Source organism: Microbacterium sp. ISL-59 (genome assembly GCF_018613945.1).
GTDB classification, from domain to species: Bacteria; Actinomycetota; Actinomycetes; order Actinomycetales; family Microbacteriaceae; genus Microbacterium; species Microbacterium oxydans_B.
Genome location: NZ_JAGGPG010000002.1, coordinates 1,608,051 through 1,632,665 on the forward strand (window position 1 = coordinate 1,608,051; position 24,615 = coordinate 1,632,665).

The following is a 24,615-nucleotide window of genomic DNA, read 5'->3' on the forward strand; positions in this document are numbered from 1 at the left end:
GTGCGGCCCGCGGCATCCGCAGGAGTACTGCTTACTCGCCGCCCCAGCAGATGCCGGAGGCTTCGGCGGTGTCGATCGACTTCACGCCGTCGACGGGCTGGTCGGTCACGAGCTCGACCCCGGTGTTGAAGAAGTCGAGGCCCTCGGAGTTCTCCGGCTTCGTGCCGTCGTTGACGAGGTCGACGATCGCCTGGACGCCGAGCTCGGCCATCTTCACCGGGTACTGCTGGCTCGTCGCGTCGATGATCCCGTCCTCGACCTGGCCGACACCGGCACAGCCGCCGTCGATCGAGACGATCAGGACGTCGTCCTTGCTCTTGCCGGCGGCTTCGAGGGCCTGGTAGGCGCCGTAGGCGGCGGGCTCGTTGATCGTGTAGACGACGTTGATGTCGGAGTTCTTGGCGAGGAGGTTCTCCATCGCGGTACGACCGCCGTCTTCGGCGCCCTGCGACGCCTCGTTGCCGACGATCGTGTACGAGCCGCCCTTGCCGCCGCTGTAGGAGCCGTCGGACTCCTCGTCGCCGTTGACCTGGTCGTCGCCGAGCTCGATGCCCATGCCGTCGAGGAAGCCCTGATCGCGGTTGTAGTCCACGCTCACGGCCTTGTCGTCGAACAGGTCGATCATTCCGATCACGGCGTCTTCACCGTCGAGCGTCGCCGCGGTCCACTGGCCGATGTACTGGCCGGCGAGGAAGTTGTCGGTCGCGAACGTGATGTCCACGGCGTCGGCGGGGTCGGGTGCGGTGTCGAGGGCGATCACGAAGATCCCCGCGTCGCGGGCCTTGTCGATCGCGTCGAGCACGGCCGGGCCGTTGGGGGTGATCAGGATGCCCTTGTCGCCCTTGGAGATCGCGGCCTCGATGGCCTGGATCTGGGTGTCCTCATCGCCGTCTTCCTTGCCGGCGGCGAGGGTGAGCGAGACGCCGTCCTTCTCGGCCGCAGCCTTGGCGCCGTCCTGCATCGCCACGAAGAACGGGTTGGAGTTGGTCTTCACGATGAGCGAGACGCCGATCGTGTCGTCGTCGGAACCGCCGCCGGCGTTCGTGCCGCCGGAGCAGCCGGTCAGCGTCAGCGCGAGACCTGCCGACACCGAGACCGCGGCCAGAACGGCGCGGGTGAATCGTGGGGTGTGCTTCGTCATTGAGTTCCTCTCGGCCGTCGTCGCCCGGTTGACAACGATGTCAAGGGCAGTTCTAGTCGATCGCTGAAGTAGAGTCAAGTCACCCTTCAGGAAATGAGACTCAAGCGTGACATCGATGTCGACAACTCCGGCACACCGGCCCCGCGCGACGATGAAGCACGTCGCCGCGCTTGCAGGCGTCGGGGTCAAGACGGTGTCCCGCGTGATCAACGACGAGCCGAACGTGACCGAGGCCACCGCGGAACGGGTGTGGAACGCGGTTCGCGAACTCGACTACCAGCTCGACCTGCAGGCGGGGAGTCTGCGCCGCGCCGATGGGCGCACCCGCACCCTGGGGCTCCTGGTCGGAAGTGTGGACAACCCGTTCGCCGGCGCCATCCATCGGGCTGTGGAAGACATCGCCTCCGCCCGCGGCGTGGCCGTCTTCGCCTCGAGCATGGATGACGATGCCGGGCGGGAGTCGGAGGCCGTGCGGGCATTCCTCCAGCGCCGCGTCGACGGGCTGATCCTCACCACGGCCAGCGATCACCCCGAGTATCTGCCCCTGCTCCGCGAGCGCGGTCTGCCCGTCGTCTACATCGACCGCGAGCCGGTGGAGCCCGAGGTCGACAGCGTCGCCAGCGACAACCGGGCGGGGGCAGCGGCCGCGACGGCGCACCTGCTCGCGCACGGGCATCGGCGCATCGCGCTGCTCACCGACCGGCTCGACCTCATCACCGCCCGCGAGCGTCGGCAGGGCTACTTCGATGCGCTGGCCGAGGCCGGGGTGCCGGTGGCGGAGGAGCTGATCGTCACGGGTCTGCGCGATGCGGAGGATGCGCAGGCCGCGCTCGCCGATCTCCTCGCGTCGGACGCCCCGCCCACCGCCGTCTTCAGTGCGCAGAACCTCATCACGATCGGGGCCGTGCACGCGCTCCGGGCCGCCGGTCTCTCCCGGTCGACCGCCCTCGTCGGCTTCGACGACGTCGCGCTTGCCGACCTCATGGATCCGGGTGTGACCGTGGTCGCGCAAGACCCGCAGCGCATGGGAACTTTGGCGGCGGAGAGGCTGTTCGCCCTCCTCGGTGACGACGACGATGCCCCGGCGAAGACCGTCGTCCCGGTCGCGCTGATCCCGCGAGGAAGCGGCGAGATCGCTCCGCAGTCGACCTCCTGATCGCTGTTGCGCTTCTCGGCGGCGACCCCCTAAGCTCCTGCATCAACGGTTGACATCGATGTCAATCCCCTGATCGCACGAAGGAGAGCGAACTGTTGCCTGAACCCAGACGTCCGCGTCGGACGCAGTCCCGCATGCCCGGAAGCATCATCATCGGCGGGGCGGTGAGCGCGATGCTGGCACTCGGCTGCGTGCTCCCCGCAGCGGCCGCCGAACCTCAGCCGGGGGATGAGCAGTACCGTCCGCTGATCCACTTCTCGCCCGAGAAGAACTGGATGAACGACCCGAACGGCATGATCTACGTCGACGGCACGTATCACCTCTTCTTCCAGCACAACCCGGCCGGAACCCGGTGGGGGAACATGAGCTGGGGGCACGCCACATCGTCGGATCTGCTGCACTGGGAGGAGCAGCCGCTGGCGATCGGGCAGACGTTCGATGAGGACGGCGACTCCATCGAGGACATCTTCTCGGGGTCGATCGTCGTCGACGAGGCCAACTCGGCGGGGTTCGGTCCCGCCGGATCGAAGCCGCTCGTCGCGATCTACACCTCCGCGTACACGGCCAAGCATCCGGAGCATGCGGGGCTCCAGGCTCAGTCGCTCGCGTACAGCCTCGATGACGGACAGACGTGGACCAAGTACGCCGGCAACCCCGTGCTGGATCGGAACTCGGCGAACTTCCGCGACCCGAAGGTGTTCTGGTACGACGGCCCGGCCGGTTCGTACTGGGTCATGACCGTGGTCGAGGCGCTCGACCACAAGGTGGTCCTGTACAAGAGCACCGACCTCAAGTCGTGGGAGCACCTCTCCGACTTCGGACCCGCGAACTCGACGGCCGGCATCTGGGAATGCCCCGACCTGTTCGAGCTGCCGGTCGACGGCGACCCGGAGAACACCAAGTGGGTCATGGTGGTCAATCTCAACCCCGGTGCGGTCAACGGTGGAAGCGGAGGGCAGCACTTCGTCGGCGAGTTCGACGGCGTGACCTTCACCTCGGAGACCACGGACGGGCCGACCGAGGTTCCTGCCGGCACGACGTTTGCGGGTTTCGACGACGGCGACTACGACGGCTGGACCGCGTCCAACGAGCCCGGCAACTGGGCGAACGGGCCGTGGGGAAGTGCGCCGGCCGCGGGTGCCTTGGAGGGCCAGAGCCCGGTCACGGGATTCGTCGGGGAGGGGCTCGCGAACAGCTTCCTCGACCACGACTGGGCGATCGGAACCCTGGAGTCACCCGAGTTCACCGTCGAGGACGACTACATCAACCTGCTCGTCGGCGGCGGCAAGCATCCGCATGTCCCGGGTGGCCAGATCGGCAATGAGCCGCCGGCGGGTCGGACGATCTTCGACTTCGAGCTGCCCGAGGGGGAGACGCTGCAGAGCACGGGCTGGGAGCTGGAGGGTGACTTCGCCGTGGACCCGACGCGGAACCCCGCGACGCAGGGCGGGGAGTACTACTTGGGCGAAAAGCGCGTGAACACCTTCGAGGGCGGCCCCAACGGCGACGCGAACGTCGGCACGATGACCTCGCCGACGTTCACGATCGACGGCGACTACGCGTCGTTCCTGATCGGCGGCGGTCGCCGGGACGACGGAACGCTCCAGGCGGAGCTGGTCGTCGACGGCGAGGCGGTGCGCTCCGCGACCGGACGCGACGGCGGTGAGCTCGACTGGGTCTCGTGGGACGTGTCCGAGTTCGAGGGCCGCGACGCGCAGCTGCGCATCCGCGACGAGGCGACGGGCGGCTGGGGCCATCTGACGTTCGACCAGTTGGTCATCGGCGACGAGGAGTCGAAGAAGCGGTCGAGCGAGACGAGCGTGAACCTGATCGTCGACGGCGAGGTGGTGCGCAGCGCCACCGGCTCGAACAGCGAGAACCTCGACTGGGCGTCGTGGGATGTCGAGGAGTTCCGGGGCACGCAGGCGACGATCCGCGCCGTCGACAACAACAGGCAGGGGTGGGGGCACCTCCTGTTCGACCAGGTGACCTTCTCGGACGCGCCGGTGCCGACCGCCCTCGAGGGCTATGACTGGCTCGACTGGGGGCGTGACTACTACGCCTCGGTGTCGTACTCCGGCACTCCGTCCGGATCGCGGATCATGCAGGGCTGGATGAACAACTGGGACTACGCCGGCGACATCCCCACTTCGACGTGGCGAAGCTCGATGAGCCTGCCGCGAGAGGTCGTGCTGACCGACACGGCAGACGGGCCGCGGCTGCGCCAGCAGGTGGTCTCGCAGATCGAGGGGCAGCTCGACACGAAGGCGGCCAAGGCTCTCAGCGATGTCGCGGTTGACGGTGACACGGCGCTGGGGCTGACCGCCGAGGTGGCGAAGCTCGATGTGACGCTGCGCCCGGGCGACGCGGATGCGGCGGGGATCACGGTGTTCTCCGATGGGAAGAAGGGCACGCAGATCGGCTACGACACCCGATCGGGCAGGCTCTTCGTCGACCGGACGAACTCCGGCAACGTCGGCTTCCACCCGTCGTTCGCCTCGATATCCGACGCTCCGCTTGCGCTCGATGACGACGGCACGGTCACACTCGAGATCTACCTGGATCGGGCATCCGTCGAGCTGTTCACCGACGACGGGATGCTGTCGATCACCGATCAGGTGTTCCCCGAGGCGGGCGCCACGGCTGTCTCCGCCTGGTCGCGCGGCGGCGTGGCCACCATCGAGGACATCACGGTCACGCCGCTCACGCCCACCATGTGGCAGGTGCCCGATCCCGTCGACGAGGCGGCGATCACGCTCAGCAGTAAGACGGTGAAGGCCGGTGGCACGGTCACCGTCTCGGGCACCGGGTTCGAGGCCGGGGCCGGTGTGAAGCTCGAGCTGAGGTCGGATCCGGTCTCGCTCGGGGCGGCGACGGCCGACGGGAACGGAGAGTTCCGTCAGCAGGTGACGATCCCCGCGGCCACACCGGTCGGGTCGCACACGCTCGTGGTGCTGCGAGCGGATGGCACCGAGGTGTCGGCGCCGCTGACGGTCACCGCCCGAGACGGCGGGGGGACCGGTGGCGGAACCGGCGGGGGAAGCGGCGGGACCGGCGGCGGTGCGGTCGGGGACCCGGGCGGTGACGGCAGTGGATTGCCGGGCGGTCTGGCGAACACCGGTGCCGAGCCGTGGATGCTGCTGGCGGCCGGCGTCCTGACCGTGCTCACCGGCGCGGCACTTCTGCGGCACCGCATCCGGAGTCGCCTCCGCTGATGCCGTGGCGGCGTGTGGGGCGTAGTGAATCTGCGTCCCACACGCCGCCGGACTGCGGCGCTCCGGTCAGCTGCCCGAGCAGAGGACGAGGGTGGAGCTGACGCTGCCGGCCGCCTTGGCGTTGGAGCCGCTGTAGCCCGTGGGCAGGGTCGCGACGGCGTTGAGCTGGAACGTGACGGTGATCGACAGTGTGGTGCGGAAGGCGATCGTCGCGCCGGCGGGCACTTCCGCGGTGAGAGTGATCAGTCTGCTCGAGCCGGAGAGGACCGCGATGTTGGCGGTGCCCCCGGTGGCGCCGAAGGCTCCGATGTTCGCGATACCGGAGCCGATGATGGTGACGGTGGTGCCGACGGGCAAAGGGGCGGTCGGTCCGGCCTGAAGGAGGAAGCCCGGTCCGAGGATGCCGAGCACGCCACAGTTGCCGCGGATGGCGAAGGCGCCCACGTCGGTGAACGATGCCGCCGCGAGCGGGGTCGCCACAGCTGCGGCGATGATCGGGACGGACCATGCGGCGCCCTTGACGAGCGTGCGGCGCGAAACGTCCCGGTTCTTCGTGTTCTCGTCGGTCACGCGCATCAACGTAGAAGCGTGATGACGGCCGCCGGCGCGGAGTGGGGGAAGTCGGCGCTGTGCGCGCGAATCCTGCGCGATCTGAGCGAATCCGCGGGCGTCGAGGAGGGGAGAAGAGGAAGAGAGGGACTGACGGGAATCGAACCCGCGCTATCTGCTTGGGAAGCAGAAGTTCTACCATTGAACTACAGTCCCGAACCCGCCCGAGAGCAGGTGAGGGCAAGCCTACCTGGCACACGGGCGTTGGCCAAAGTGCGACTCAGCGTCGCGCGTCGACCAGGCGCTGTCGCTGGCTCCCGAGTCCGTCGATGCCGATCTCGACCACGTCGCCGGCGCGCAGGTAGGGGAAGCGTCCGGAGAGCGCGACTCCCTGCGGGGTGCCGGTGTTGATGAGGTCGCCCGGCTCGAGCACGAGGTACTGCGACAGGTGGTGCACGATCTGCGCCACGGTGAAGATCATGTCGGCGGTGTTCGAGTCCTGACGCGCCTCGCCGTTCACCGTCGACCAGAGCCGCAGCGCCTGGGGATCGACTTCATCGGCGGGGATGAGTGCAGGGCCGAGCGGATTGAAGGTCTCGGCGTTCTTGCCCTTCGACCACTGCCCACCGGACTGCTCCACCTGGAACGCCCGTTCGGAGACGTCGTGAGAGACGACGTATCCGGCCACGTGTGCGAGCGCCTCCTCCGGGCTCGCGAGGTAGCGGGCGGTGGTACCGATCACGACGCCGAGCTCGACCTCCCAGTCCACCTTCTCGGCTCCCGGCGGGATCAGCACGTCGTCGAACGGGCCGACGATCGTGTTGGGGTGCTTGTGGAAGAGGATCGGCACGGTGGGCGGGGCGTCGCCGGATTCCGCGGCGTGCGCGGCGTAGTTCTGCCCGATGCACAGCACCGCCATCGGGCGCGCGATCGGCGCACCGACGCGCAGTGCCTCGGCGCCGTCGAACAGGGGGAGCTCACCCGCCGCGAGCGCCTCCCGCGTGCGGGTGATCCCGTCGCGGGAGAGGAACGCGCCGTCGATGTCGCCGGTGAGGGGCGTCAGGTCGTGGATGCGACCGTCGTGGCGCACGGCCGGTCGTTCGGCGCCGGCCGCGCCGAGTCGGAGGAATTCCATGTGTCGTGTCTCCAGGGTCAGTGCGTGTAGGGGCGGTGCTTGTCAATGGCGTCGGAGAGCTCGACGCCGAAGCCGGGAGTCTCCGGAACCTTGAGTCGGCCGTTGACCGGCACGGGCTCGCCCACAAGCATCGGCGAGAACATCGGCACGACCTCCTCGGCGGTCGGGTGCATCATGAGGAACTCCGCGAACGGGCTGTTCGTACGCGTCACGACGAAGTGGTACGAGTACACCGACGATCCGTGCGGAACGACCATGGTGCCGTGCGCGTCGGCGAGGACCGAGATCTTCAGCAGCTCGGTGATGCCGCCGCACCATCCCACGTCGGGCTGGATCAGGTCGACGCCGGTCTCGAGCAGCTGCCGGAATCCCCACCGCGTCGCCTCGTGCTCGCCGGTCGTGACGAGCACGGTGGAGGGTGCGCGCTTGCGCAGCTCGGCGTATCCCCAGTAGTCGTCGGGGATGAGCGCCTCCTCGATCCACTTCAGCCCGTGCTCGGCGGCGGCGTGGGCGAGGCGCGTCGCGTACTCGACGTCGAGCGACATCCAGCAGTCCAGCATGAGCCAGAAGTCGTCGCCGACCTTCTCGCGCATATCGGCCAGCTGTGCGATGTTCTTGCGAAGCCCCTCCTCGCCCTCGGCGGGGCCGTGGTGCAGCGGCATCTTGCCGCCGATGAAGCCGAGCTCCTTCGCGCGGTCGGGGCGCGCACCGGTCGCGTAGAACTGCAGCTCGTCGCGCACGGGGCCGCCCAGCAGTTCGAAGACGGGCACCTGTCGCACACGGCCGAGCAGGTCGTAGAGCGCGAGGTCGACGCCGCTGATGGCGTTGAGCACCACTCCGCGTCGCCCGTAATAGAGCGTCGACTTGTACATCTGATCCCAGATGCGCTCGATGTCGGTGATCTTGCGGCCTTCGAGGAAGCGCGCCAGGTGCTTCTCGACGATGAACGCGCCGATCTCGCCGGCGGTCGTCACCGAGAACCCGACCGTGCCGTCGCTCGCCTCGATCTCGACCACGAGGGTGCCGAGCACGTTGATGCCGAAGCTCTGCCGCGACTGCCGGTACTCGGGGTAGATGCTCATCGGCGTCGCGATGTGATCGTCGATCCAGTGCTCGGCGCCCTGGTCGTGGTAGTCCGCTCCGCCGCCGCGCACGGTGTAGGCGCGGACCTCGCGGATGGTGGGGGTGCCGGTCATCGTGTCTCTTCCTCTCGGTCGAATCGGACAAGGACCTTGCCCGGGGTGCCGTCGCCCGCCGCGAGGGCGGAGAAGGCGGTGTCTGCATCGGCGACGTCGATCTCGCGGCTGATCAGCGCGCGGTAGACGTCGGGGTCGGCGCCGATGATCTCGGTGGCATCGGCGAAGTCGTCGGATCCGTAGGTGAAGCTGCCGATGAGCGAGCGCTCCTCGGTGCTGACCAGGAACGCATCGATGGTCACCTGCGGAGCCCCCATCCCGACCAGGCAGATCGGGGCTCCGAGCGTCGTGCTGGTGAACGCGTCCCGCAGCGTCGGGGTGATCCCCACCGCGTCGAGTGCGGCGTCGGCGAGCCCGCCGCCGGCACGGAGCTGATCCGCGACCGGACCGTCCGCCGGATCGATCGTCTCGGCGCCGAGACGCCGGGCGAGCTCGCGGCGCGCAGCATCCATCTCGCTCACGATGATCGTCCCGACACCCGCGTCGCGCAGGGCGATCACGATGGACTGGCCGATCGGGCCCCCGCCGATCACGAGCACGCGCCCGAGGCTCCCGGCCGGGAGGCGGCGCACGGCGTGCACGGCCACCGCGAGCGGCTCGATCAGCGCACCCAATTCGATCGGCAGGCCGTCGGGGAGCGCCACCACGTTGCGTGCCGGGACGACGACGTAGTCCGCGAACGCGGCGGGGATGTCCTTCGCCACCCCGATCACATGCTTGCCGGGATGGTGCTGCTCGCGCCCGGCGTAACCCGCCGCATCCTCGGCGGGCACGATGACGGGGTTGAACGTCACCGCCGTGCCGACCGCGAGCTCGTCGACACCGGCACCGAGCGCGGCGATCGTCCCGCTCGACTCGTGCCCCATCACCTGCCCGGGGAAGCGGCGTCCGTTCTCGCCGGTGTAGCCGTGCACGTCGGATCCGCAGATCCCGGTCGCGGCCACCCGGATGAGTGCCTCGCCGGGGGCGGGCTGCGGAATCGGTGCTTCACGGACGTCGAGGCGTCCGATCTCGGTGAGGACGAGCTCGCGCATGGGCGTTTCTCCTTGTTCTGCCGGGCGTGGTCAGCGCTGGCGGGCGGTGGGGGTCGTGGCGAGTCCGACGCCGTCCGTCTCGCGGACGGTCGGGCTGACGACCTTGCTGAGGGCGATGAGGCCGGCGCCGACCAGGGCGATCGCGGCCAGGATGATGAGTCCGGCGCTGTCGCCGAACGTGGTGTCCGCCCAGTTCTTCAGGACCGGCGCGAGGAAGCCGCCGAGGCTGCCGAGTGAGTTGATGAGCGCGATACCGCTCGCGGCCGCCGCTCCCAGGAGGAACGACGTCGGCAGCGTCCAGAACACCGGCTGCACCGAGATGAACCCCGCCGCACCGACGCTGAGCGCGGCCAGGGCGATCAGCGGATCCTGGATGACGGCGGAGAGCACGATGCCGACGCCGGCCGCGGCGAGGGCGCACGTGGCGATCAGGCGGCGCTGACCCGTGCTGTCCGCGAGGCGGGAGAGCACGAAGGTGACGATCAGTGCGAAGGTCCACGGCACGGCCGTCAGCAGGCCGACCTCGAGACCGACGGGCTTGCCGACGATCGTGGCGATCTGGGTGGGCAGATAGAAGGTCACCCCGTAGACGCTCATCTGGATCGTGAGGTAGATCGCGGCGAAGTACAGCACCACCGGGTTGGCGAGCGCGCGCAGGGCGCCCCGCGGCGAGTGGTTCTCCTTCGCCGAGTCCTCGGCCTCGAGTGCGTCCAGGAGCGTCGAGCGCTCGCCCTCGCTCAGCCACTTCGCGTCCTTCGGGCCGTTGTCGAGGTAGAAGAACGCGACGATGCCGATGATCACCGTGAGGATGCCGGTCACCAGGAACATGAGCTGCCAGCCGTGGAGGCCGACCTTGCCGTCGAGGTCGAGCAGCATGCCCGACATCGGTCCGCCGAAGATGAAGGCGAGCGGTGCGCCGAAGTAGAACAGGCCGTTCACGCGGGCGCGGAACTTGAGCGGGATCCAGTAGGTGAGGAACAGGATGACGCCGGGGAAGAAGCCGGCTTCGGTGATGCCGAGCAGAACGCGCAGGATGTAGAAGATCCACTCGTTCGTGGCGAACATCATGAGCGAGGAGACGATGCCCCACGAGATCATGATGCGCGCGAGCCAGATCTTGGCTCCGACCTTGCGCATGATGAGGTTCGAGGGCACTTCGAAGACCGCGTAGCCGAGGAAGAAGATGCCGGCGCCGAGCGCGTAGGCGGCATCCGAGATCCCGGTGTCGGCCTGCCAGGCGGCCTTCGCGAATCCGAGGTTGGCCCGATCGAGGAAGGCCAGGATGTACATCAGGAGCAGGATCGGGATCAGCCGGAGCGTGACCTTGCGGACGATCGCGGCGAGTTCGGGCCGCGCGGGGGACTGGGTGGACATCGGTGCATCTCCATTGACGAGGGAATCCAATGCGTTCACGTATGTGAATCTGATGTCTCAGACCTGAACGCGCGATAGTGTGACACACGTTCGCGTCGGACACAATTCATCTCCGGGGGAGACATGACAGACATCGCGCAGGCGCCGAGTGCCGTGAAATCCGCCGGTCGGGCCCTGGAGATCATCGAGCACCTCGCCGCGACCGACACCCAGACATTTCCGGAACTCCTCGGGGCGCTGGGGCTGCCGCGATCGAGCGCGCACGGCCTGCTCCGCACCCTCGTCGACGCCGGATGGGTGGAAGTCGACCCGGTGAGCAAGCGCTATTCGCTGGGCCTCAAGGCCTGGCAGATCGGGCAGCGCTACGACGGACACCGCCTGCTGCTCGAGGCCGGGCCGGCGCTCATGCGCGCTCTCACCGACGAGACCGGGGAGACCGTGCAGATGGCTCGTCTCGACGGAGTGGAGAACGTCTACATCGCGATCAGTCCGTCGCCGAACCCCATGCGCCTGGCGTCGAACGTGGGGATGCGACTCCACGCGCACGCGACCGGCATCGGCAAGGCGCTGCTGAGCACGCTCGACGACGATGACGTCATGCGCCGCCTGCACCAGGTCGCGATCCCGCGCCTGACGGCCCGCACGATCACCGACCCGGACGAGATCCTCACGGTCATCGAGAAGGGGCGGGATGTGGGCTTCTTCGTGGATGACGAGGAGTTCATCGACGGATGCCGTTGCGTGGCGATGCCGCTCACCTGGCCGGAAGAGACGGGCGTTGCTGCCGCGCTGAGCGTGACGATGCCGACCAGCCGCACCGACGAGCGCTGGCCGCACTCCATGGTCGAGCCGCTGCGGCGCACGGTCCTCCGCCTGCGCCAGGACATGCATCTCCAGGGGATCAGCATCGGCAACTAGGCTGGGGCCGTGCTTCTCAGTGATCGCGACATCAAGGCAGAACTCGCATCCGGCCGCGTCGGCCTCGAACCGCACGAGCAGGGGATGGTCCAGCCGTCGAGCATCGATGTGCGCCTGGACCGCTACTTCCGGCTGTTCGACAACCACAAGTATCCGTTCATCGATCCGTCGGTCGACCAGCCGGAGCTCACGCGTCTGATCGAGGTCGACCCGGAGGAGCCGTTCATCCTGCACCCGGGCGAGTTCGCGCTCGGCGCGACCTACGAGCAGGTCACCCTGCCGGATGACATCGCCGCCCGCCTCGAGGGCAAGTCGTCGCTGGGGCGCCTCGGACTCATCACGCACTCGACGGCCGGCTTCATCGACCCGGGGTTCACCGGGCACGTGACGCTCGAGCTCGCGAATGTCGCGACCCTGCCGATCAAGCTGTGGCCGGGCATGAAGATCGGGCAGCTCTGCTTCTTCCGGCTCACCTCGCCCGCCGAGAACCCGTACGGCTCCGGTCCCTACGGCAACCGGTACCAGGGGCAGCGCGGACCGACGGCCTCGCGGTCGTTCCAGAATTTCCATCGGACGGATGTCGGCGTGACCGACATCGGAGCAGTCGGAGGCTGACATGACGGACGGCAGCGGTACCACCCCGGAACAGCCGGTCACCCCCGAGGAGACGGCGGTCCCCGAGGAGGCGCTGGCCACCGAGGAGGCGCTGATCCCGCCCGCCGACGCCGTCATTCCGCCGCCTCCGCCCGAGATACCGATCCCCGAGGGACTGCTCACGCCGCCGCCGTCGGCCGACATCCCCGATGCGGATGTCGTGATCCCGCCGCCTCCGCCGGACACGCTGCGTCGCTCCGACCGGGTGCGCCCGACGCCCCGCATCCTCGACGGCGAGGCGCCGGCCGCGGTGGCCGAGGACTGGGCGCAGCCGTCGGTCGCGCCCGAGGTTCCGACGTCCGGCGGCTACGGCGGGTTCGTCGCCGTGATCTTCGCGTTCCTGTTCCTGCTGCTCGTCGCCGCGATCGTCGTGATCGTGGTGCTGCTGAACACGGTCGGGCTGCCCTTCGCGGGCGGAGCGGTCGTGCCGCAGTCCGTCCTCGCGCTGCTGGTCTGACGCCGAGTCAGGGTTTCGACTGCCGCCGACGGAGCGCCGCCGACGCCACGGCGACCACGGTGCCGACGGCGACGCCGATCACGGTCTCGATCGCGCGGTCCTGCAGGAGCACGTCGACCGGTGTCGGCGCGGCGAGGTGCACCATCAGCAGGGCGAGCGGGGTGATGAACACCATCGCGATGCCGTAGTTGCGGCCGACGAACAGCTCGGCGGCCGCCTGCAGCAGCACCACGAGTGCGATGACGGCGAGCGGCGGCAGATCGATCGCAAGGACTCCCGCCGCGACGAGGATGCCGAGCAGGGTGCCGACGAGGCGCTGGATACCGCGGATCACGCGGGCGTTGAGCTGGGGGCCGCTGACTGCGGCGACCGCGCCGACCGCCGCCCAGTACCAGTGCGAGTCCATGATCAGGAATCCCGCGAAGCCCGCACCTACGATCGCGACGGCGACGGTTGCGGCCATCTCCCACGCGATCGGTCCCACAGGCTGCCGGGACCGGGGAGGCGCCTCCTGCGTGCCGCGCGTGAGCAGGCCGATGATCGCGGAGACGGCCAGCCCGAACAGTACGCTCGCGCCGCCGACCAGGAGCACGTCGCCGAAAGAGGCTGCCGTCGCGGGGATGGTGGCGCAGGCGCCGACCGCGAACACCGGGAACAGCGGCCCGGGCGGGTGCCATCTCATCGTGTACGCGAGCAGGGTGACGGCCGATGCGATGACGGCCAGCACGAGGACGCTGACGGCGGCAGGAGCGGACACGACCGAGAGCGCGGTGCCGATGAGCATCGCGGCGAGCAGGACTCCGCCGGCGCTCGCCTGCATCCGGATGCGGTCGCGGAACACGTCGTGGCGGCCGTACAGCGCGGCGAAGGCGCCGAAGCTGGCGTAGATGCTCAGGTCGAGGCGCCCCAGCATCCACAGCACGAGGAGGGGCACCGCCACGCTGATCGCGGCCCGGAGCGCCACCCGGTGATCGCCCCGGTGCGGTCCGACGCGCAGGACACCTGTCCACACTCGTCCCTGGGAATCCGCCACCGATCCAGCCTACGTCCGACAGCGGCCGGGCCGAAGCCGAGGGGTTACGCGTGCGTCGTGCGCAGGAGCGTCAGGCTCCGTTCGAGGACGACGTTCAGCACGCGGGTCGCAGTCTCCGCATCCTCGTCTTCGATCCCGTGCCACAGGGGTGCGGTGAGGGCGGCGATCTCCTGGCCGATCTCGGCGACCAGGGCGCTGCCCGCGGGAGTGAGTGCAGCGTCGGTGAGGAGCCCGCGGTCGCGCAGAGCGGCGGTGAGGCGGCCGGCATCCGGGTCGTGGAGCCGCTCGGCGACGAAGGCGTCGAGCGCGCCCGGGCCGTCGAACTGCGAGGCGAGTCTCAGCGTCACCCACTCGCGTTCGGTGAGGTCGCGGTCGACGAGGACGCTCTGGAGCAGGGCGTTCAGCGCCTTCTCCGTCTGGCCGATGAGTTGAGGGCCGAAGGGGATCATGGATTCTCCGTATCGTTGGTGCGGATCTCGTTGGTGTGTGAAGTGGGTGATTTCGCTCACGCGTGGCCGAGCAGCTCGAACAGGCTCGAGAACCCCTGGTCGCCGTGGCCGTCCGCGATCCGGCGGTCCATCAGACGCTTGACCTCGCGCATGCGCAGGGTGTCGACGCCGAGGGACTCGCGGTGGCTGATCAGGTCGTCCATCAGCGCGGCCTGCACGGTGAGTGAACCGAGGTCGGGCCCGTACTCCCCACTCGCGACGGCGGTGCCGAAGGCCTGCACCAGCGGCACGTAGCCGCCGACCGACCCGGCGACGCGGTCGGCGAACCCCTCGACGTCGGCGCCCTCCGCCTTCACGAGCGCGAACGTGTGCAGCAGGCCGAGGAGGAACTCGTAGCCGACGGCCACCTGAGCCAGGAACTCGACGGCAGCGAGCCCCGCATCCTCGCCGTAGTAGGTGAGGGTGCCGAGGTCTTCCAACACCTCGCGGTGAGCGTCGAAGCCGTCGCGATCGCCGCTGAACGACAACAGGAAGTTCGGTCTGCCGACATCCGACGGGTCTCCCATGATGCCCCCGTCCACGTACTTCGCGCCGCGCGTGCGGGCCCAGTCCGCGTTGCTCCGTGCCTGCGCGGGGGAGCCGCTGGTGACGTTCACGATGACTTTTCCCTCCACCGTCGCGTCGAGTGTTCCGAGGACCGCATCGACCGCGCCGCTGTCGAGCAGGCAGACGATGACGAGCGGGCTCGCCGCCACGGCATCCGCTGCCGTCGGGGCGACCTCGGCGCCGGCCGCGGTCAGCGGGTCGGCCTTGCTCGCGGAGCGGTTCCAGACGGTCGTGGAGTGACCGCGGTCGAGAAGGGCCTTCGCGATCGCGGAGCCCATCTCACCGAGGCCGATCACGGTGACCCGTGTGCTGCTGTTCATGTTCGTGTTCATGCGCTCGTTCCGTTCGGTCGCTCTGAGGTCGCGGTGGTGGGCTGCTCGTCGTCGCGGGTGATTCCTATGCCCCAGCTCGCGCCGCGCGCGACGAAGGCGCCGAGAACGGTGACGCCCGCGAACACGAGCATCAGCAGGCGGGCGGCATCCACGACGTCCGGCATCGCGAGGTTGACGAGGACTCCGGCCATCGCCGAGCTGAACGCGCTCGCGATGATGAAGACCGTGTTCACCGCTGCGGCTGCCTTGGCGCCTTCCTCTTCGCCCGACGTGCTGCCGAGCGCGGCGACGGTCAGGTGTGGGAAACCCAGGCCGATGCCGGCACCGGCGAGGAACAGCGTCGCGAACCAGAGTGCGATCACGACGGTGGAGGGGCCCTCATGCTGCAGCAGTCCGTACGCGGCGAGGCCGGCGGCGACGACGACCGGGCCGAGGGTGATGAGCACGCGGCGCGAGCGGATGCCGGTGGCGTTGGCCGTGAACACCTGGGTGATCGACCAGCCGAGGGACAGGGCGGCACCGAGCAGGCCGGCGACGAACGGCATCAGTCCACCGATCTCCTGGCCGAAGAGCGGGATGAACGCCTCGGTGCCGATCGCGAAGGCCAGGACCGCGACCGTGACGTAGACCCAGCCCAGCGAGGAGCCGGGGGCGAACGTGATGCGGGGGAGGATGCCGGTGCGCCCGCGGCGCTCGTGGCGCAGGAACCATGCGCCCAGGACGACGCCCACCACGATGGCGACCCCGGTGCCGAGACCGCTGGGGACGACGCTCGCGATGCCCACCGCGGCGACGCCGCCGGAGAGGAGCACGAGGGACCCCCACGGCACCGATTCGCTCGAGCGGGCTCGGGCGGTCCTCGGCAGGGCGCGCACCACGACGATGCCGATCAGCGCGGAGACGACGGCGAGACCGACGAACGTCACCCGCCAGGCGTCCAGCTGCGCGAACACGCCACCCACGACGGGGCCGACGATGTTGCCGACGCCCCACATCGCCGAGACGAGGGCGGCGCCTCGAGCCCAGAGACGCTCGGGCAGGGCGCGCTGGATGAGTGCGTAGCCGAGCCCTGCGAGCAGTCCGCCGCCGAGGCCCTGCACGGCGCGGCCGGAGAGCAGCGCCCACATCCACGGGCTCGCCGCGCACAGCAGCGAGCCGAGCGCGAACAGGCCGAGTGCGAGCAGGTAGGCGCGCACGGCGCCCTGCTGCGTGAGAATCCGGCTCACCATCATCGAGCTGACGACCGATGCCAGGAGGAAGGTCATCATCGTCCACGCGTAGAACTCCGCGCCGCCGATGTCGCCGACGATCGTGGGGAGCAGGCTGGTGGTGAGATACACGTTGCTCGCCTCGAGCAGCACGCCTCCGGCGAGGACCGAGGCGATCGGGGCGTAGCGACTGCCGAGGAGTTCGCGCCAGCTCCCCGCGGTGGCGGTGCGCTCGGGGGTGTGCGTCATGGGGTGCCCTTCGTGACGTCGGAGCAGGCGGTCATCCGCCCCGCGGCGCCGTTCTTCGGCGGCCGATCGTCACGCTAATACCTCGAGTAAACTCGAGGTCAAGAGGAGGTGCAGATGTCTTTGGAACCCGATGATCTGCTGCCGATCGGCGAAGTCGTCCGCCGCAGCGGGGTGCCGGCGACGGCACTGCACTTCTACGAGCAGCTCGGACTCATCGTCTCGACACGCACCGCGGGCAACCAGCGCCGCTACCGGCGGCACATGCTGCGGCGGATCTCACTGATCGTGGTCGCGAAGCGCCTCGGCATCCCCCTCACCGACGTGCACGAGGTGTTCGAGAGCCTGCCGACGGATGAGCCGCCCTCGCAGCACGACTGGCAGCGGGTGGCGAAGCTGTGGCGGGAGCAGCTCGACCTCCGCCGCACGCAGCTCGAGCACCTGCGGCGCGAGCTCACCGGATGCATCGGCTGCGGCTGCCTGTCGATGAAGGCGTGCCGTCTGCTGAACCCCGAGGATGCGCTCGGCACCGACGGTCCGGGACCGCGCCGGATCTGAGGGCGGAACTCGCGTGCGCGAGCCTCAGGAGGTCGCCGCTGTGAGGGCTTCCGGTGCGGACGGCGCGTCGGCTGTCTCGGTGAGCACGGACCGCTGCCGGCCGGCGTAGAGCGTGCCCCAGCGGGTCAGTTCGGTCAGCAGCTGCCCGGAGCTCGCGCCGAGTTCGCTGAGTCGGTACTCGACCTTGGGCGGCACCTCCCGGTACACGGTGCGGGTGATGAGTCCGTCTTCCTCGAGCTCGCGCAGCTGACGGGTGAGCACGCGCGCGGTCGGGTTCTCGAGCAGGCGTCCGAGCTCGCCGAAGCGCAGCACCTCGTGCTCGCCGAGCAGGGTCAGGATGCTGGGTTTCCAGGCCCCGCCGAGCACCGCGATCGACACCTCGGCGTCGCAGGTCTCGGTCCAGTCGCGGATGATGCGCTCGGTCTTCTCCCGCATGGCATGGCCCCCTTTAGTATCCGAAGTGTCAGTACGTATCAGAAATGACCGTACTTGTGGCTTCTGTCTGTACTTTACAGACTGAGACCGTGACCAACACCCCCACTCTCGTCAGCACTCGCTCCTCCCTTCGCCTCTGGTTCGCGATGGTCCCGCTCCTGCTCGGAGTGCTCATCGGCGCCCTCGCGATCAGCAGCGTCTCGACCGCCCTCCCCGCGATCCGCGGCGAGCTGGGCCTGACCGACACCGAGGGGCTCTGGCTGGTCGATGTGTACGCCCTGTCGTTGGCCGCGACGCTGATCGTGGCCGCGCGGATCGGCGATGCGTTCGGGCGCAAGAGCATCATCCTGATCGGTCTCGCCGGCTTCGCTGTTCTGAACGTGGTCGGCGGGCTCGCCAGCAGCGGCCTGGTGCTCATCGTCGTACGGGCCCTGCTCGGGGTCGCCGAGGCGTTCGTCATCGCGGGCGTGGTCGCGACGATCGGCGCCAAGTTCCAGGCGCGTGAACGCGTGCTGGCCTACGGCCTGTGGACGGCGACCTTCGGCACCGGAAGCGCGCTCGGGCCGGTGCTCGGCGGAGTGCTCGCCGAGGGGCCGGGGTGGCGTTGGCTGCTGTTGGGGAGCGTTCCGCTCGCGGTGATCGCGGGGCTCCTGGCCGCGTGGCTCGTGCCCGACTCGCGCAGCTCGCAGCGCCCGTCCTGGGACGTGCCCAGCATCCTGTCGTCGATCGTCGCGCTCGGTGCCCTCGTCTTCGCGCTGCATGAAGCCCTCGCGGCACCGATGTCGGCGGTGGTCGCGGCGGTGATCGCGATCCTGAGCCTGGTGTTCTTCGTGCGCAGGCAGCGGCGGCTGAGTGATCCGCTCATCGACACAGTGCTGTTCCGCATGCCGGGGTTCAGCCCCGCGATCATCCGGATCATCGTGAGCAGCGGAGTGTCATCGGCCTCGGTGCTGCTGGTGAGCCTGCACCTGCAGGACTCGCGCGGCCAGAGTGCCGCCGAGGCGGGAATCGCGCTGCTGCCGCAGGCCGTGGCCATCGCGATCGGTGGTGTCGTGGCGCCGTTCGCCCTGCGCTGGCTCTCGGCGAACGCGCTCACCGTGCTGGCGCTGATGCTGCAGGCGGTCGGGCTCGTCTGGCTCGCGTTCGACCCGGCGGTCGTGGCGATCCCGCTCGTGCTCGTCGGGCTCGGGTTCGGTGTCGGTGCCACGCTCGCCGCGACGGCGCTGTTCGAGGTGACGACCGAGGATCAGGCCGGCCAGGTCGGCGCGATCCAGGAGGTGGGCTTCGCGCTCGGCGGCGGGCTCGGCATCGCGGTGTTCGGCACGATCGCCGCGGTCCTCGTCACGGGTGGATTCGTGGCGGCGGTGCTCGTGGCGGCCGTCGTGGTCACGGCTGCTGCGCTGGTGCCGCGGGCACGCCGCGGCGTGCGTTGATCTGCCGCTGACAGCGAGAAGCGCCCCACCCGATTGTCGGGTGGGGCGCTTCGTGAGGGGTGACGGGAGGTCAGGCGTCGCGACCGCGGGTGAAGCCCGCGTCGAAGCCGCGCTCGAAGGCGTGCTGAGCGATGCGCTCGGCACGGTGCGGACCGTGTCCGCGGTGGCCGTGGTGTCCGTGGCCCCGGTCGTCGTGACCGTGGTCGCCGTGCCCGGGGTGTCCGTGCCCGCGGCCGTGACCGTGGTGTCCGGCACCCGCTTCGCCGTGGCGGCAGCCGTGCTCGGCATCCGCGTCCGGACCGAAGCCGTGCTCCGCATCCGGGCCGAAGCCGTGCTCGGGTCCGTGACCGAAGCCGCGGCCGAACGGACGCCCGAAGCCGCGCGGGAATCCGCGTCCGTGGCGGGGTCCGCCGAATCCGTGCCGACGGCCGCGGGGAAGAGGGGTCTCCTCGTCCCAGCCGAAGGCGCGGGCGATCTTCTCGAGCGAGGCGAGCGTCGTGGCCATCTCCTCGTCGGAGACAGCGCTCGACACCTTCGCGCGGATGCCGTCGACGAGGGCGCCGAGGCGATCCTTCGCCGCGCGGCCCTCGTCGGTGAGCGTCCAGCCGTCCCCGTCGGGGGCGACCCAGCCGCGCTCGATGAGGCGGTGCAGCTTGTGCTCGTTCAGTCGACGATCCGACGTGACGGTGCCGTCGACGATGTTGAGGATTCGCCAGTCGCGGCGGCTGGCGTGCTCGCCCTCGAAGGCGGTGGCGAACTCGGCCGCCATCAGGCGGTCGGCGGCCTTCAGCCAGTAGCCGAAGGGGCGGGAGGTGTTCTCGGGGTTCTGTGATTCAGAGGTGTTCATGGGAAGTCCTTAGTTGTCAGTGTGCATGTGAATGTCACAGTGCATGTACATGTAGTGTGACATGGAGTAGCGATGCATGTCAAGTCGCATGTAAAATCGGAGGGTGACCACCGAACCGCACGACCCCGCCGCGCAGGACCCCGCCGCGCAGGACCCCGCCGCGCAGGATCCGGCCGAAGCCATCGCGAAGGCACTGTCCCGATTGCGTGGGCGTCGTCCGGGTGAGCGCGGTCCGGGCGGTCGCGGTCCTGCCGAGCGCGGTCGTGGCCACGGTGGTCCGCACGGCTGGCACGGGGGTCCGCACGGGGGGTCGCAGGACGATGCCCGCGAGCACTTCGACCACCACCGCGGCCACCCCGGCATGCCGCCCTGGATGGCCGACCCGTCGGGTCGTCTCGGCGGACCGGCGCGCATGCGCATGCTCGAGGCGCTGGCCGCGGCATCCGCTCCGCTGAGCGTCAGCGATCTCGGTATCGCGATCGGCGTCGATCAGCCGCGCGCCTCACGGCTCGTGCAGCAGGGCGTCGATCACGGCTTCGTGCGCCGCGAGGCCGACCCCGACGACGCGCGACGCACGCGCATCGCGCTCACCGACGAGGGGCGCAAGCTCGCCCGCGGCATGCGCGGGGAGCGTCGCGAGATGCTCACGAACGCGCTCGCCTCCTTCACCGACGACGAGCGCGTCGAGCTCGCCCGGCTGCTGAACAAGCTCGCCGACAACTGGCAGCGCTGAACCAGCTGCGCCCTAGGCGCGCGCGAACTCGAGCGACGGCTCGTCGTCGACCGACAGCGACAGCACGACCGTCTCGACGGCCTCATGGGCTTCGATCCGCCGCTCGACGTCGCGCAGCCGGCGGGCCACATCGTGCTCGCGGGCGTCGCCGGCCAGGTCGATCTCGGCCACGATGAACAGCCGGTTCGGGCCCACGTACTCGATGTGCAGGTAGGTGACCCGCTCGATGTCGTCCAGCCCCAGCAGGGCGGTGCCGACGCGGGCCCGCAGCTTCGGCGCCGCCGTGGCCCCGACCAGGAAGGCGATGTTCCGCCGGATCAGGATGACCGCGACCACGCCGAGCAGCACGCCGACGAGGATCGAGCCGATCGCGTCCCAGGCCGCGACGCCGGTGATCTGATGCATCGCGATGGCGCCGGCCGCGATCGCCAGGCCGATGAGCGCCGCGGAGTCCTCGAAGAACACGGCGCGGAGCGTGGTGTCGCTCGTCTCCAGCACGAAGTCCCAGGTCGACGATCCGCGCTCCTTGGCCAGGCGCCGCGACTTGACCATCGCCTGCGTGAACGACGCACCTTCCAGCACGAACGAAACTCCCAGCACGATGTACGCGACCATCGGGCTCTCGACGGGACCGGTGTCGGACAGCTCCTGGATGCCGTGCATGATGGACACGATCGAGCCGGCCGTGAAGATTCCGAAGGCGGCGATGAGCGACCACACGAAGGCGTTGCGTCCGTAGCCGAGCGGATGCCGCGCATCCTTGGTCTTCGCGCCGCTGCGGTCGGCGATGAGGAGGAACACCTCGTTACCGGCATCCGCCCAGGAGTGCGCTGCCTCGGCGACCATCGATGCCGAGGAGGTGATGATCGCGGCGATCGTCTTCGCCACCGCGACGAGGATGTTGGCGAGGAAGGCGAGGATCACGGTCACGCGGTCAGGCTACTCCCGCCGCGGGTGTGCAGGACTCAGCGCGGCGCCTTCACCGGAAGCAGCAGCAGGAAGCCGGCGATCAGGACGACCACGATGCCCAGGATGCCGTAGGCGGTCTGACTCGTCAGCACGATCAGGAGCGTCCAGGCGCCGGAGGCCATCCAGCTCGCGGCGCGACCGGTCGTGGCGTAGAGGCCGAAGATCTCGCCCTCTCGGCCGGCCGGGGTGACCCGGGCGAGGAACGAGCGTGCCGCCGCCTGCGCCGGACCGACGAACGCGCACAGGACGAGGCCGCCGATCCAGAAGACCATCGCCCCGGCGTCCCGCAGGAAGAAGACCGCGAGGCCGGCGACGATCATCGATCCGATCGAGGCGAGGATGATCCGCTTCGGCCCGAGGCGGTCGTCGAGTCGGCCGGCGGCGATCGTGGAGACGCCGGCGATCAGGTTCGCGACGATGCCGAAGATGATGATCTCCTGCGCCTCGAAGTCGAACACGGCCGTGCCGATGATGGCTCCGAAGGCGAAAACGCCGCCCAGCCCGTCGCGGAAGACGGCGCTCGCCAGCAGGTACCAGAACGTGGGCCGCGTCTCCTCGTTGCGGTACAGCCCCGCGACGTCTTTCACCAGCAGCGGGTAGGAGGCGAAGAAGCCCACCTTGCGTTCCGGGCGACCGAGCGACGGCTCCGGCACGTTGAGGAAGATCGGGATGCTGAAGATGATCGCCCACACGGCGCATCCGACGGCGATCAGTCGATAGGCGAGGCCGTTGTCGGTCGACATGCCGAACCAGTCGAAGGTGTCGAGCACGACCACGATCACGAGGGCGATGATGCCGCCGAGGTAGCCGAAGCCCCACCCGAGGCCCGAGATGCGGCCGACGTTCTTCGGGGTAGCGATGCCGATGAGCATGGCGTTGGAGTTCACCGCGGCGATCTCCTGGAACACGGTCGCGGCCGAGATCAGGGCGACGCCCAGCCAGAACAGGCTCGGCGTCGGCTCGACGAACCACAGGCCCAGCATGCAGAGGATCAGGGCCCCGGTGCCGATCCCGAGCCAAAGCTTCTGGCGCCCGGCGGCATCCGCCCGCTGACCCAGCACCGGCGCGAGCAGCAGGATGCCGAAGGCGGCGATGGTCGAACCCAGCCCCAGCCCGGAGGCGAGATCCGCCTCGGCGGCGAGCCGCACCTGGTCGTTCTCGTCGAGCGCCGCCACGTCCGCGGGGAGGAATCCCTCACCGACGAGATACAGCGCCGTGAACACGAACGTCAGGATGACGGTGTTGAAGGGCTGCGTCGCCCAGTCCCACAGCGCCCAGGAGTAGACCTGCTTCTTGGGGGCGGGTGTCTCGCCGCGCAGGTCGAGGCCGACGACGGCCACGGCGCCGCTGTTGGCGGTCGCCACGGGCTCGGGGATGCCCTGGCGCGATTCGGGTTCGCTCATGGGGGAAGTCTGGCGGCCCCCGGTGAACGCCCGGTGACGGCGCGCCGCACACCGGATCGTGCGTGATCCGTCGCGGGTCAGAGCGCAGGACCGCGCCGGATGCGGATCGGGCCGCGGGTCTCGTCGATGCGCACGCGCTCGCCCTTCTGCGTCACCACGATCTCGTCGCGGGCGGCGAGTTCCGCCGTGACGCGTCGGACGTCGTCCATGCGCGCGCGCCAGCCCTCGCCGCCGACCGCGCGTGCGACGTCGCTGGGGCAGATCGAGGAGTCCGACCGCTTGCGGGTGAGCGCTCGGATCGCCGCGGCGATGCGTTCGTCGAAGGCGTCGCCCGAGCGCGCCTCCCACCAGGGGGCGCCTCGTTCGCCCAGTGCGTTCTTGGCGTCCTGCACCCGGCGCCGGGCGTCGGGCTCCGACGCCTTCACCGCGCGCCGGGCCGCAATCAGCTCGTCGACCAGCTCCTGGCGCAGCGCATCGGGGATCGACGGATCGGATGCGCGCCACCGTCGTCCGTTCGCGATGATGTGGTGGCCGTCGGGCGTGCGCTCCGGGCGGTCGTCCCGCTCGTGCTCCGCGTCCCGCTCCTGCTCCGCCATACCGACAGTGTCCGGGGCTGGCGGGGCGCCCTCCAGCCCCTTGACGAGCGACGCTCACGCGTACGACGCGGCGAGCATCTCGGCGAACAGCTCCTCGGCGTCGCATTCGACGCGGCGCCGGGTGAACCAGTCGCAGATGTTCACGCAGTCGCGGTGCAGCAGATCGAGCCCCTGCGGGTTCGCGATGATGTCGACGATCTGCGGCAGGTCGATCACCCGCACTCGCCCCTCGTGCACGAGCAGGTTGTACGCCGACAGGTCGCCGTGGGCGAAGCCGGCCGCGGCGAAGATGCGCGTCAGATCGACCACCTGGGCGTAGTACTCCTGCAGCTCCGCGCGGTCGCTGCGCACCTGGGCGAGTCGGGGCGCGGCCGTGCCGTCGGCGTCGCCGAGGAACTCCATCAGCAGCTCGGTGCCGTTGACCTGCACCGGGTAGGGCACGGGGGCACCGAGCTCCCACATCCGGCACAGCGCCGCGAATTCGGCGAACGACCACTGTGCCGCGGCGACCTCGCGGCCGTGGTCCGACTTCCTGGCGAGGGCGCGGGTGTCGCGGGTGTTCCGGGTGCTGCGGCCCTCGGTGTAGACGGACGAGCGGTGGAAGCTGCGGTGCTCGGCGCTGCGGTAGCGCTTCGCCGCGAGCAGCGTGTGCTGCGTCGGGTCGTCCGGCACGGCGCGTTCGAGCAGGAACATGTCGGCCTCCTTGCCGGTCTTGAGGATGCCGCGCTCGGTGTCGAGCGCGCCGGCCGAGGTGACCACCCACGCGGGCCACGGCTGGGGGCCGCGCTCGGACGGGGTGATCGCGGGCCAGGTGGACCAGCGCTGCCCCTCGCCGGGATCGACGTCGGCGAAGGAGAGTTCGGTTTCGAGGGAGTCGAATGAGGAAGTGAAGTGATCAGACAAGGTGTGGCTCCGGGAGCAGGAGGCCACGCCAGGGT

The 24,615-nt window shown here is 69.6% G+C and carries 24 protein-coding genes and 1 tRNA gene; 8 read left to right on the forward strand and 17 right to left on the reverse strand.

From position 1 onward, the window contains the following. Nucleotides 1-31: 31 nt before the first annotated feature. Complete coding sequence (locus J7E45_RS11825) at nt 32-1,141, reverse strand: substrate-binding domain-containing protein (RefSeq protein ID WP_215069374.1); 1,110 nt, start codon at nt 1,139-1,141, stop codon at nt 32-34. A 115-nt stretch (nt 1,142-1,256) separates the two neighbouring features. On the opposite strand from J7E45_RS11825, the gene J7E45_RS11830 reads away from it, so the two are divergent. Both J7E45_RS11830 and J7E45_RS11835 read left to right on the forward strand, forming a co-directional pair. Continuing rightward, complete coding sequence (locus tag J7E45_RS11830) at nt 1,257-2,297, forward strand: LacI family DNA-binding transcriptional regulator (protein ID WP_251053638.1); 1,041 nt, start codon at nt 1,257-1,259, stop codon at nt 2,295-2,297. Between the two features lie 134 nt (nt 2,298-2,431). Continuing rightward, on the forward strand, nt 2,432-5,512 hold the full coding sequence (locus tag J7E45_RS11835) for a GH32 C-terminal domain-containing protein (protein WP_374225465.1): 3,081 nt from the start codon (nt 2,432-2,434) through the stop codon (nt 5,510-5,512). Between the two features lie 66 nt (nt 5,513-5,578). On the opposite strand, the gene J7E45_RS11840 is transcribed toward J7E45_RS11835, so the two are convergent. From J7E45_RS11840 to J7E45_RS11865, 6 genes are all read right to left on the reverse strand, one after another. Further along, a complete protein-coding gene (locus J7E45_RS11840; RefSeq protein WP_215069376.1) occupies nt 5,579-6,082 on the reverse strand; it encodes a hypothetical protein in 504 nt (167 codons plus the stop codon). Nucleotides 6,083-6,206: 124 nt separating this feature from the next. Then, nucleotides 6,207-6,277 (reverse strand) — tRNA-Gly (locus J7E45_RS11845). A gap of 64 nt (nt 6,278-6,341) precedes the next feature. After that, nucleotides 6,342-7,196, reverse strand: a complete 855-nt coding sequence (locus tag J7E45_RS11850) for a fumarylacetoacetate hydrolase family protein (RefSeq protein WP_215069378.1) — start codon at nt 7,194-7,196, stop codon at nt 6,342-6,344. A gap of 17 nt (nt 7,197-7,213) precedes the next feature. Further along, nucleotides 7,214-8,392: an L-rhamnonate dehydratase gene (gene rhmD, locus J7E45_RS11855; RefSeq protein WP_215069381.1), complete on the reverse strand. Its 1,179-nt coding sequence runs from the start codon at nt 8,390-8,392 to the stop codon at nt 7,214-7,216. Next, nucleotides 8,389-9,426, reverse strand: a complete 1,038-nt coding sequence (locus J7E45_RS11860) for a zinc-binding dehydrogenase (RefSeq protein ID WP_215069383.1) — start codon at nt 9,424-9,426, stop codon at nt 8,389-8,391. The genes rhmD and J7E45_RS11860 overlap by 4 nt, the downstream gene beginning before the upstream one ends. 30 nt (nt 9,427-9,456) lie before the next feature. Beyond that, the gene (locus J7E45_RS11865) at nt 9,457-10,800 is read right to left on the reverse strand and encodes an MFS transporter (RefSeq protein ID WP_215069385.1); all 1,344 of its coding nucleotides are present in this window, start codon (nt 10,798-10,800) and stop codon (nt 9,457-9,459) included. Nucleotides 10,801-10,923: 123 nt separating this feature from the next. Between J7E45_RS11865 and J7E45_RS11870 the strand changes: the two genes are divergently transcribed. Genes J7E45_RS11870 through J7E45_RS11880 form a run of 3 tightly spaced genes read left to right on the forward strand, consistent with a single transcriptional unit; the run spans nt 10,924 to nt 12,829 of the window. Further along, nucleotides 10,924-11,718, forward strand: a complete 795-nt coding sequence (locus tag J7E45_RS11870; RefSeq protein ID WP_215069387.1) for an IclR family transcriptional regulator — start codon at nt 10,924-10,926, stop codon at nt 11,716-11,718. 9 nt (nt 11,719-11,727) lie between these two features. Next, the gene (gene dcd / locus J7E45_RS11875; RefSeq protein WP_091031994.1) at nt 11,728-12,333 is read left to right on the forward strand and encodes a dCTP deaminase; all 606 of its coding nucleotides are present in this window, start codon (nt 11,728-11,730) and stop codon (nt 12,331-12,333) included. 1 nt (nt 12,334) lies between these two features. Continuing rightward, on the forward strand, nt 12,335-12,829 hold the full coding sequence (locus J7E45_RS11880) for a hypothetical protein (RefSeq protein ID WP_215069390.1): 495 nt from the start codon (nt 12,335-12,337) through the stop codon (nt 12,827-12,829). Nucleotides 12,830-12,836: 7 nt separating this feature from the next. Here the strand turns inward: J7E45_RS11880 and J7E45_RS11885 are convergent, their stop codons facing one another. Genes J7E45_RS11885 through J7E45_RS11900 form a run of 4 tightly spaced genes read right to left on the reverse strand, consistent with a single transcriptional unit; the run spans nt 12,837 to nt 16,706 of the window. Further along, nucleotides 12,837-13,862 carry an FUSC family protein gene (locus J7E45_RS11885; protein WP_215069392.1) on the reverse strand — a complete coding sequence of 342 codons (1,026 nt, stop codon included), beginning with the start codon at nt 13,860-13,862 and terminating at the stop codon, nt 12,837-12,839. A 44-nt stretch (nt 13,863-13,906) separates the two neighbouring features. Then, nucleotides 13,907-14,311: a hypothetical protein gene (locus tag J7E45_RS11890; protein WP_215069394.1), complete on the reverse strand. Its 405-nt coding sequence runs from the start codon at nt 14,309-14,311 to the stop codon at nt 13,907-13,909. Between the two features lie 56 nt (nt 14,312-14,367). Further along, nucleotides 14,368-15,249 (reverse strand): NAD(P)-dependent oxidoreductase, encoded by an 882-nt coding sequence (locus J7E45_RS11895; protein WP_215069396.1) that lies wholly within the window; start codon nt 15,247-15,249, stop codon nt 14,368-14,370. Next, on the reverse strand, nt 15,246-16,706 hold the full coding sequence (locus tag J7E45_RS11900; RefSeq protein WP_251053647.1) for an MFS transporter: 1,461 nt from the start codon (nt 16,704-16,706) through the stop codon (nt 15,246-15,248). Before J7E45_RS11900 ends, J7E45_RS11895 begins: the two co-directional genes overlap by 4 nt. Before the next feature lie 114 nt (nt 16,707-16,820). Here J7E45_RS11900 and soxR point away from each other — a divergent pair, with 114 nt between their 5' ends. Then, nucleotides 16,821-17,261, forward strand: coding sequence for a redox-sensitive transcriptional activator SoxR (gene soxR, locus J7E45_RS11905; protein ID WP_091031975.1), 441 nt, complete (start codon nt 16,821-16,823; stop codon nt 17,259-17,261). A 24-nt stretch (nt 17,262-17,285) separates the two neighbouring features. Here the strand turns inward: soxR and J7E45_RS11910 are convergent, their stop codons facing one another. Next, nucleotides 17,286-17,696 carry a helix-turn-helix domain-containing protein gene (locus tag J7E45_RS11910; protein WP_215069398.1) on the reverse strand — a complete coding sequence of 137 codons (411 nt, stop codon included), beginning with the start codon at nt 17,694-17,696 and terminating at the stop codon, nt 17,286-17,288. Between the two features lie 89 nt (nt 17,697-17,785). Between J7E45_RS11910 and J7E45_RS11915 the strand changes: the two genes are divergently transcribed. Continuing rightward, complete coding sequence (locus J7E45_RS11915; protein WP_215069399.1) at nt 17,786-19,129, forward strand: MFS transporter; 1,344 nt, start codon at nt 17,786-17,788, stop codon at nt 19,127-19,129. A gap of 70 nt (nt 19,130-19,199) precedes the next feature. Here J7E45_RS11915 and J7E45_RS11920 read toward each other — a convergent pair whose 3' ends face one another. Next, nucleotides 19,200-19,976: a MarR family winged helix-turn-helix transcriptional regulator gene (locus J7E45_RS11920; RefSeq protein WP_215069400.1), complete on the reverse strand. Its 777-nt coding sequence runs from the start codon at nt 19,974-19,976 to the stop codon at nt 19,200-19,202. A gap of 103 nt (nt 19,977-20,079) precedes the next feature. On the opposite strand from J7E45_RS11920, the gene J7E45_RS17965 reads away from it, so the two are divergent. Continuing rightward, complete coding sequence (locus J7E45_RS17965) at nt 20,080-20,709, forward strand: MarR family transcriptional regulator (protein WP_308162117.1); 630 nt, start codon at nt 20,080-20,082, stop codon at nt 20,707-20,709. Nucleotides 20,710-20,721: 12 nt separating this feature from the next. On the opposite strand, the gene J7E45_RS11930 is transcribed toward J7E45_RS17965, so the two are convergent. From J7E45_RS11930 to J7E45_RS11945, 4 genes are all read right to left on the reverse strand, one after another. Beyond that, a complete protein-coding gene (locus J7E45_RS11930) occupies nt 20,722-21,639 on the reverse strand; it encodes a cation diffusion facilitator family transporter (protein WP_215069401.1) in 918 nt (305 codons plus the stop codon). A 35-nt stretch (nt 21,640-21,674) separates the two neighbouring features. Next, entirely contained in the window at nt 21,675-23,081 is a 1,407-nt protein-coding gene (locus J7E45_RS11935) for an MFS transporter (RefSeq protein WP_215069402.1), read from the reverse strand. A gap of 77 nt (nt 23,082-23,158) precedes the next feature. Continuing rightward, a complete protein-coding gene (locus J7E45_RS11940; protein WP_215069403.1) occupies nt 23,159-23,677 on the reverse strand; it encodes a DUF3253 domain-containing protein in 519 nt (172 codons plus the stop codon). A gap of 54 nt (nt 23,678-23,731) precedes the next feature. Then, nucleotides 23,732-24,580 carry a serine protein kinase RIO gene (locus J7E45_RS11945; protein ID WP_251053649.1) on the reverse strand — a complete coding sequence of 283 codons (849 nt, stop codon included), beginning with the start codon at nt 24,578-24,580 and terminating at the stop codon, nt 23,732-23,734. Nucleotides 24,581-24,615: the final 35 nt, after the last annotated feature.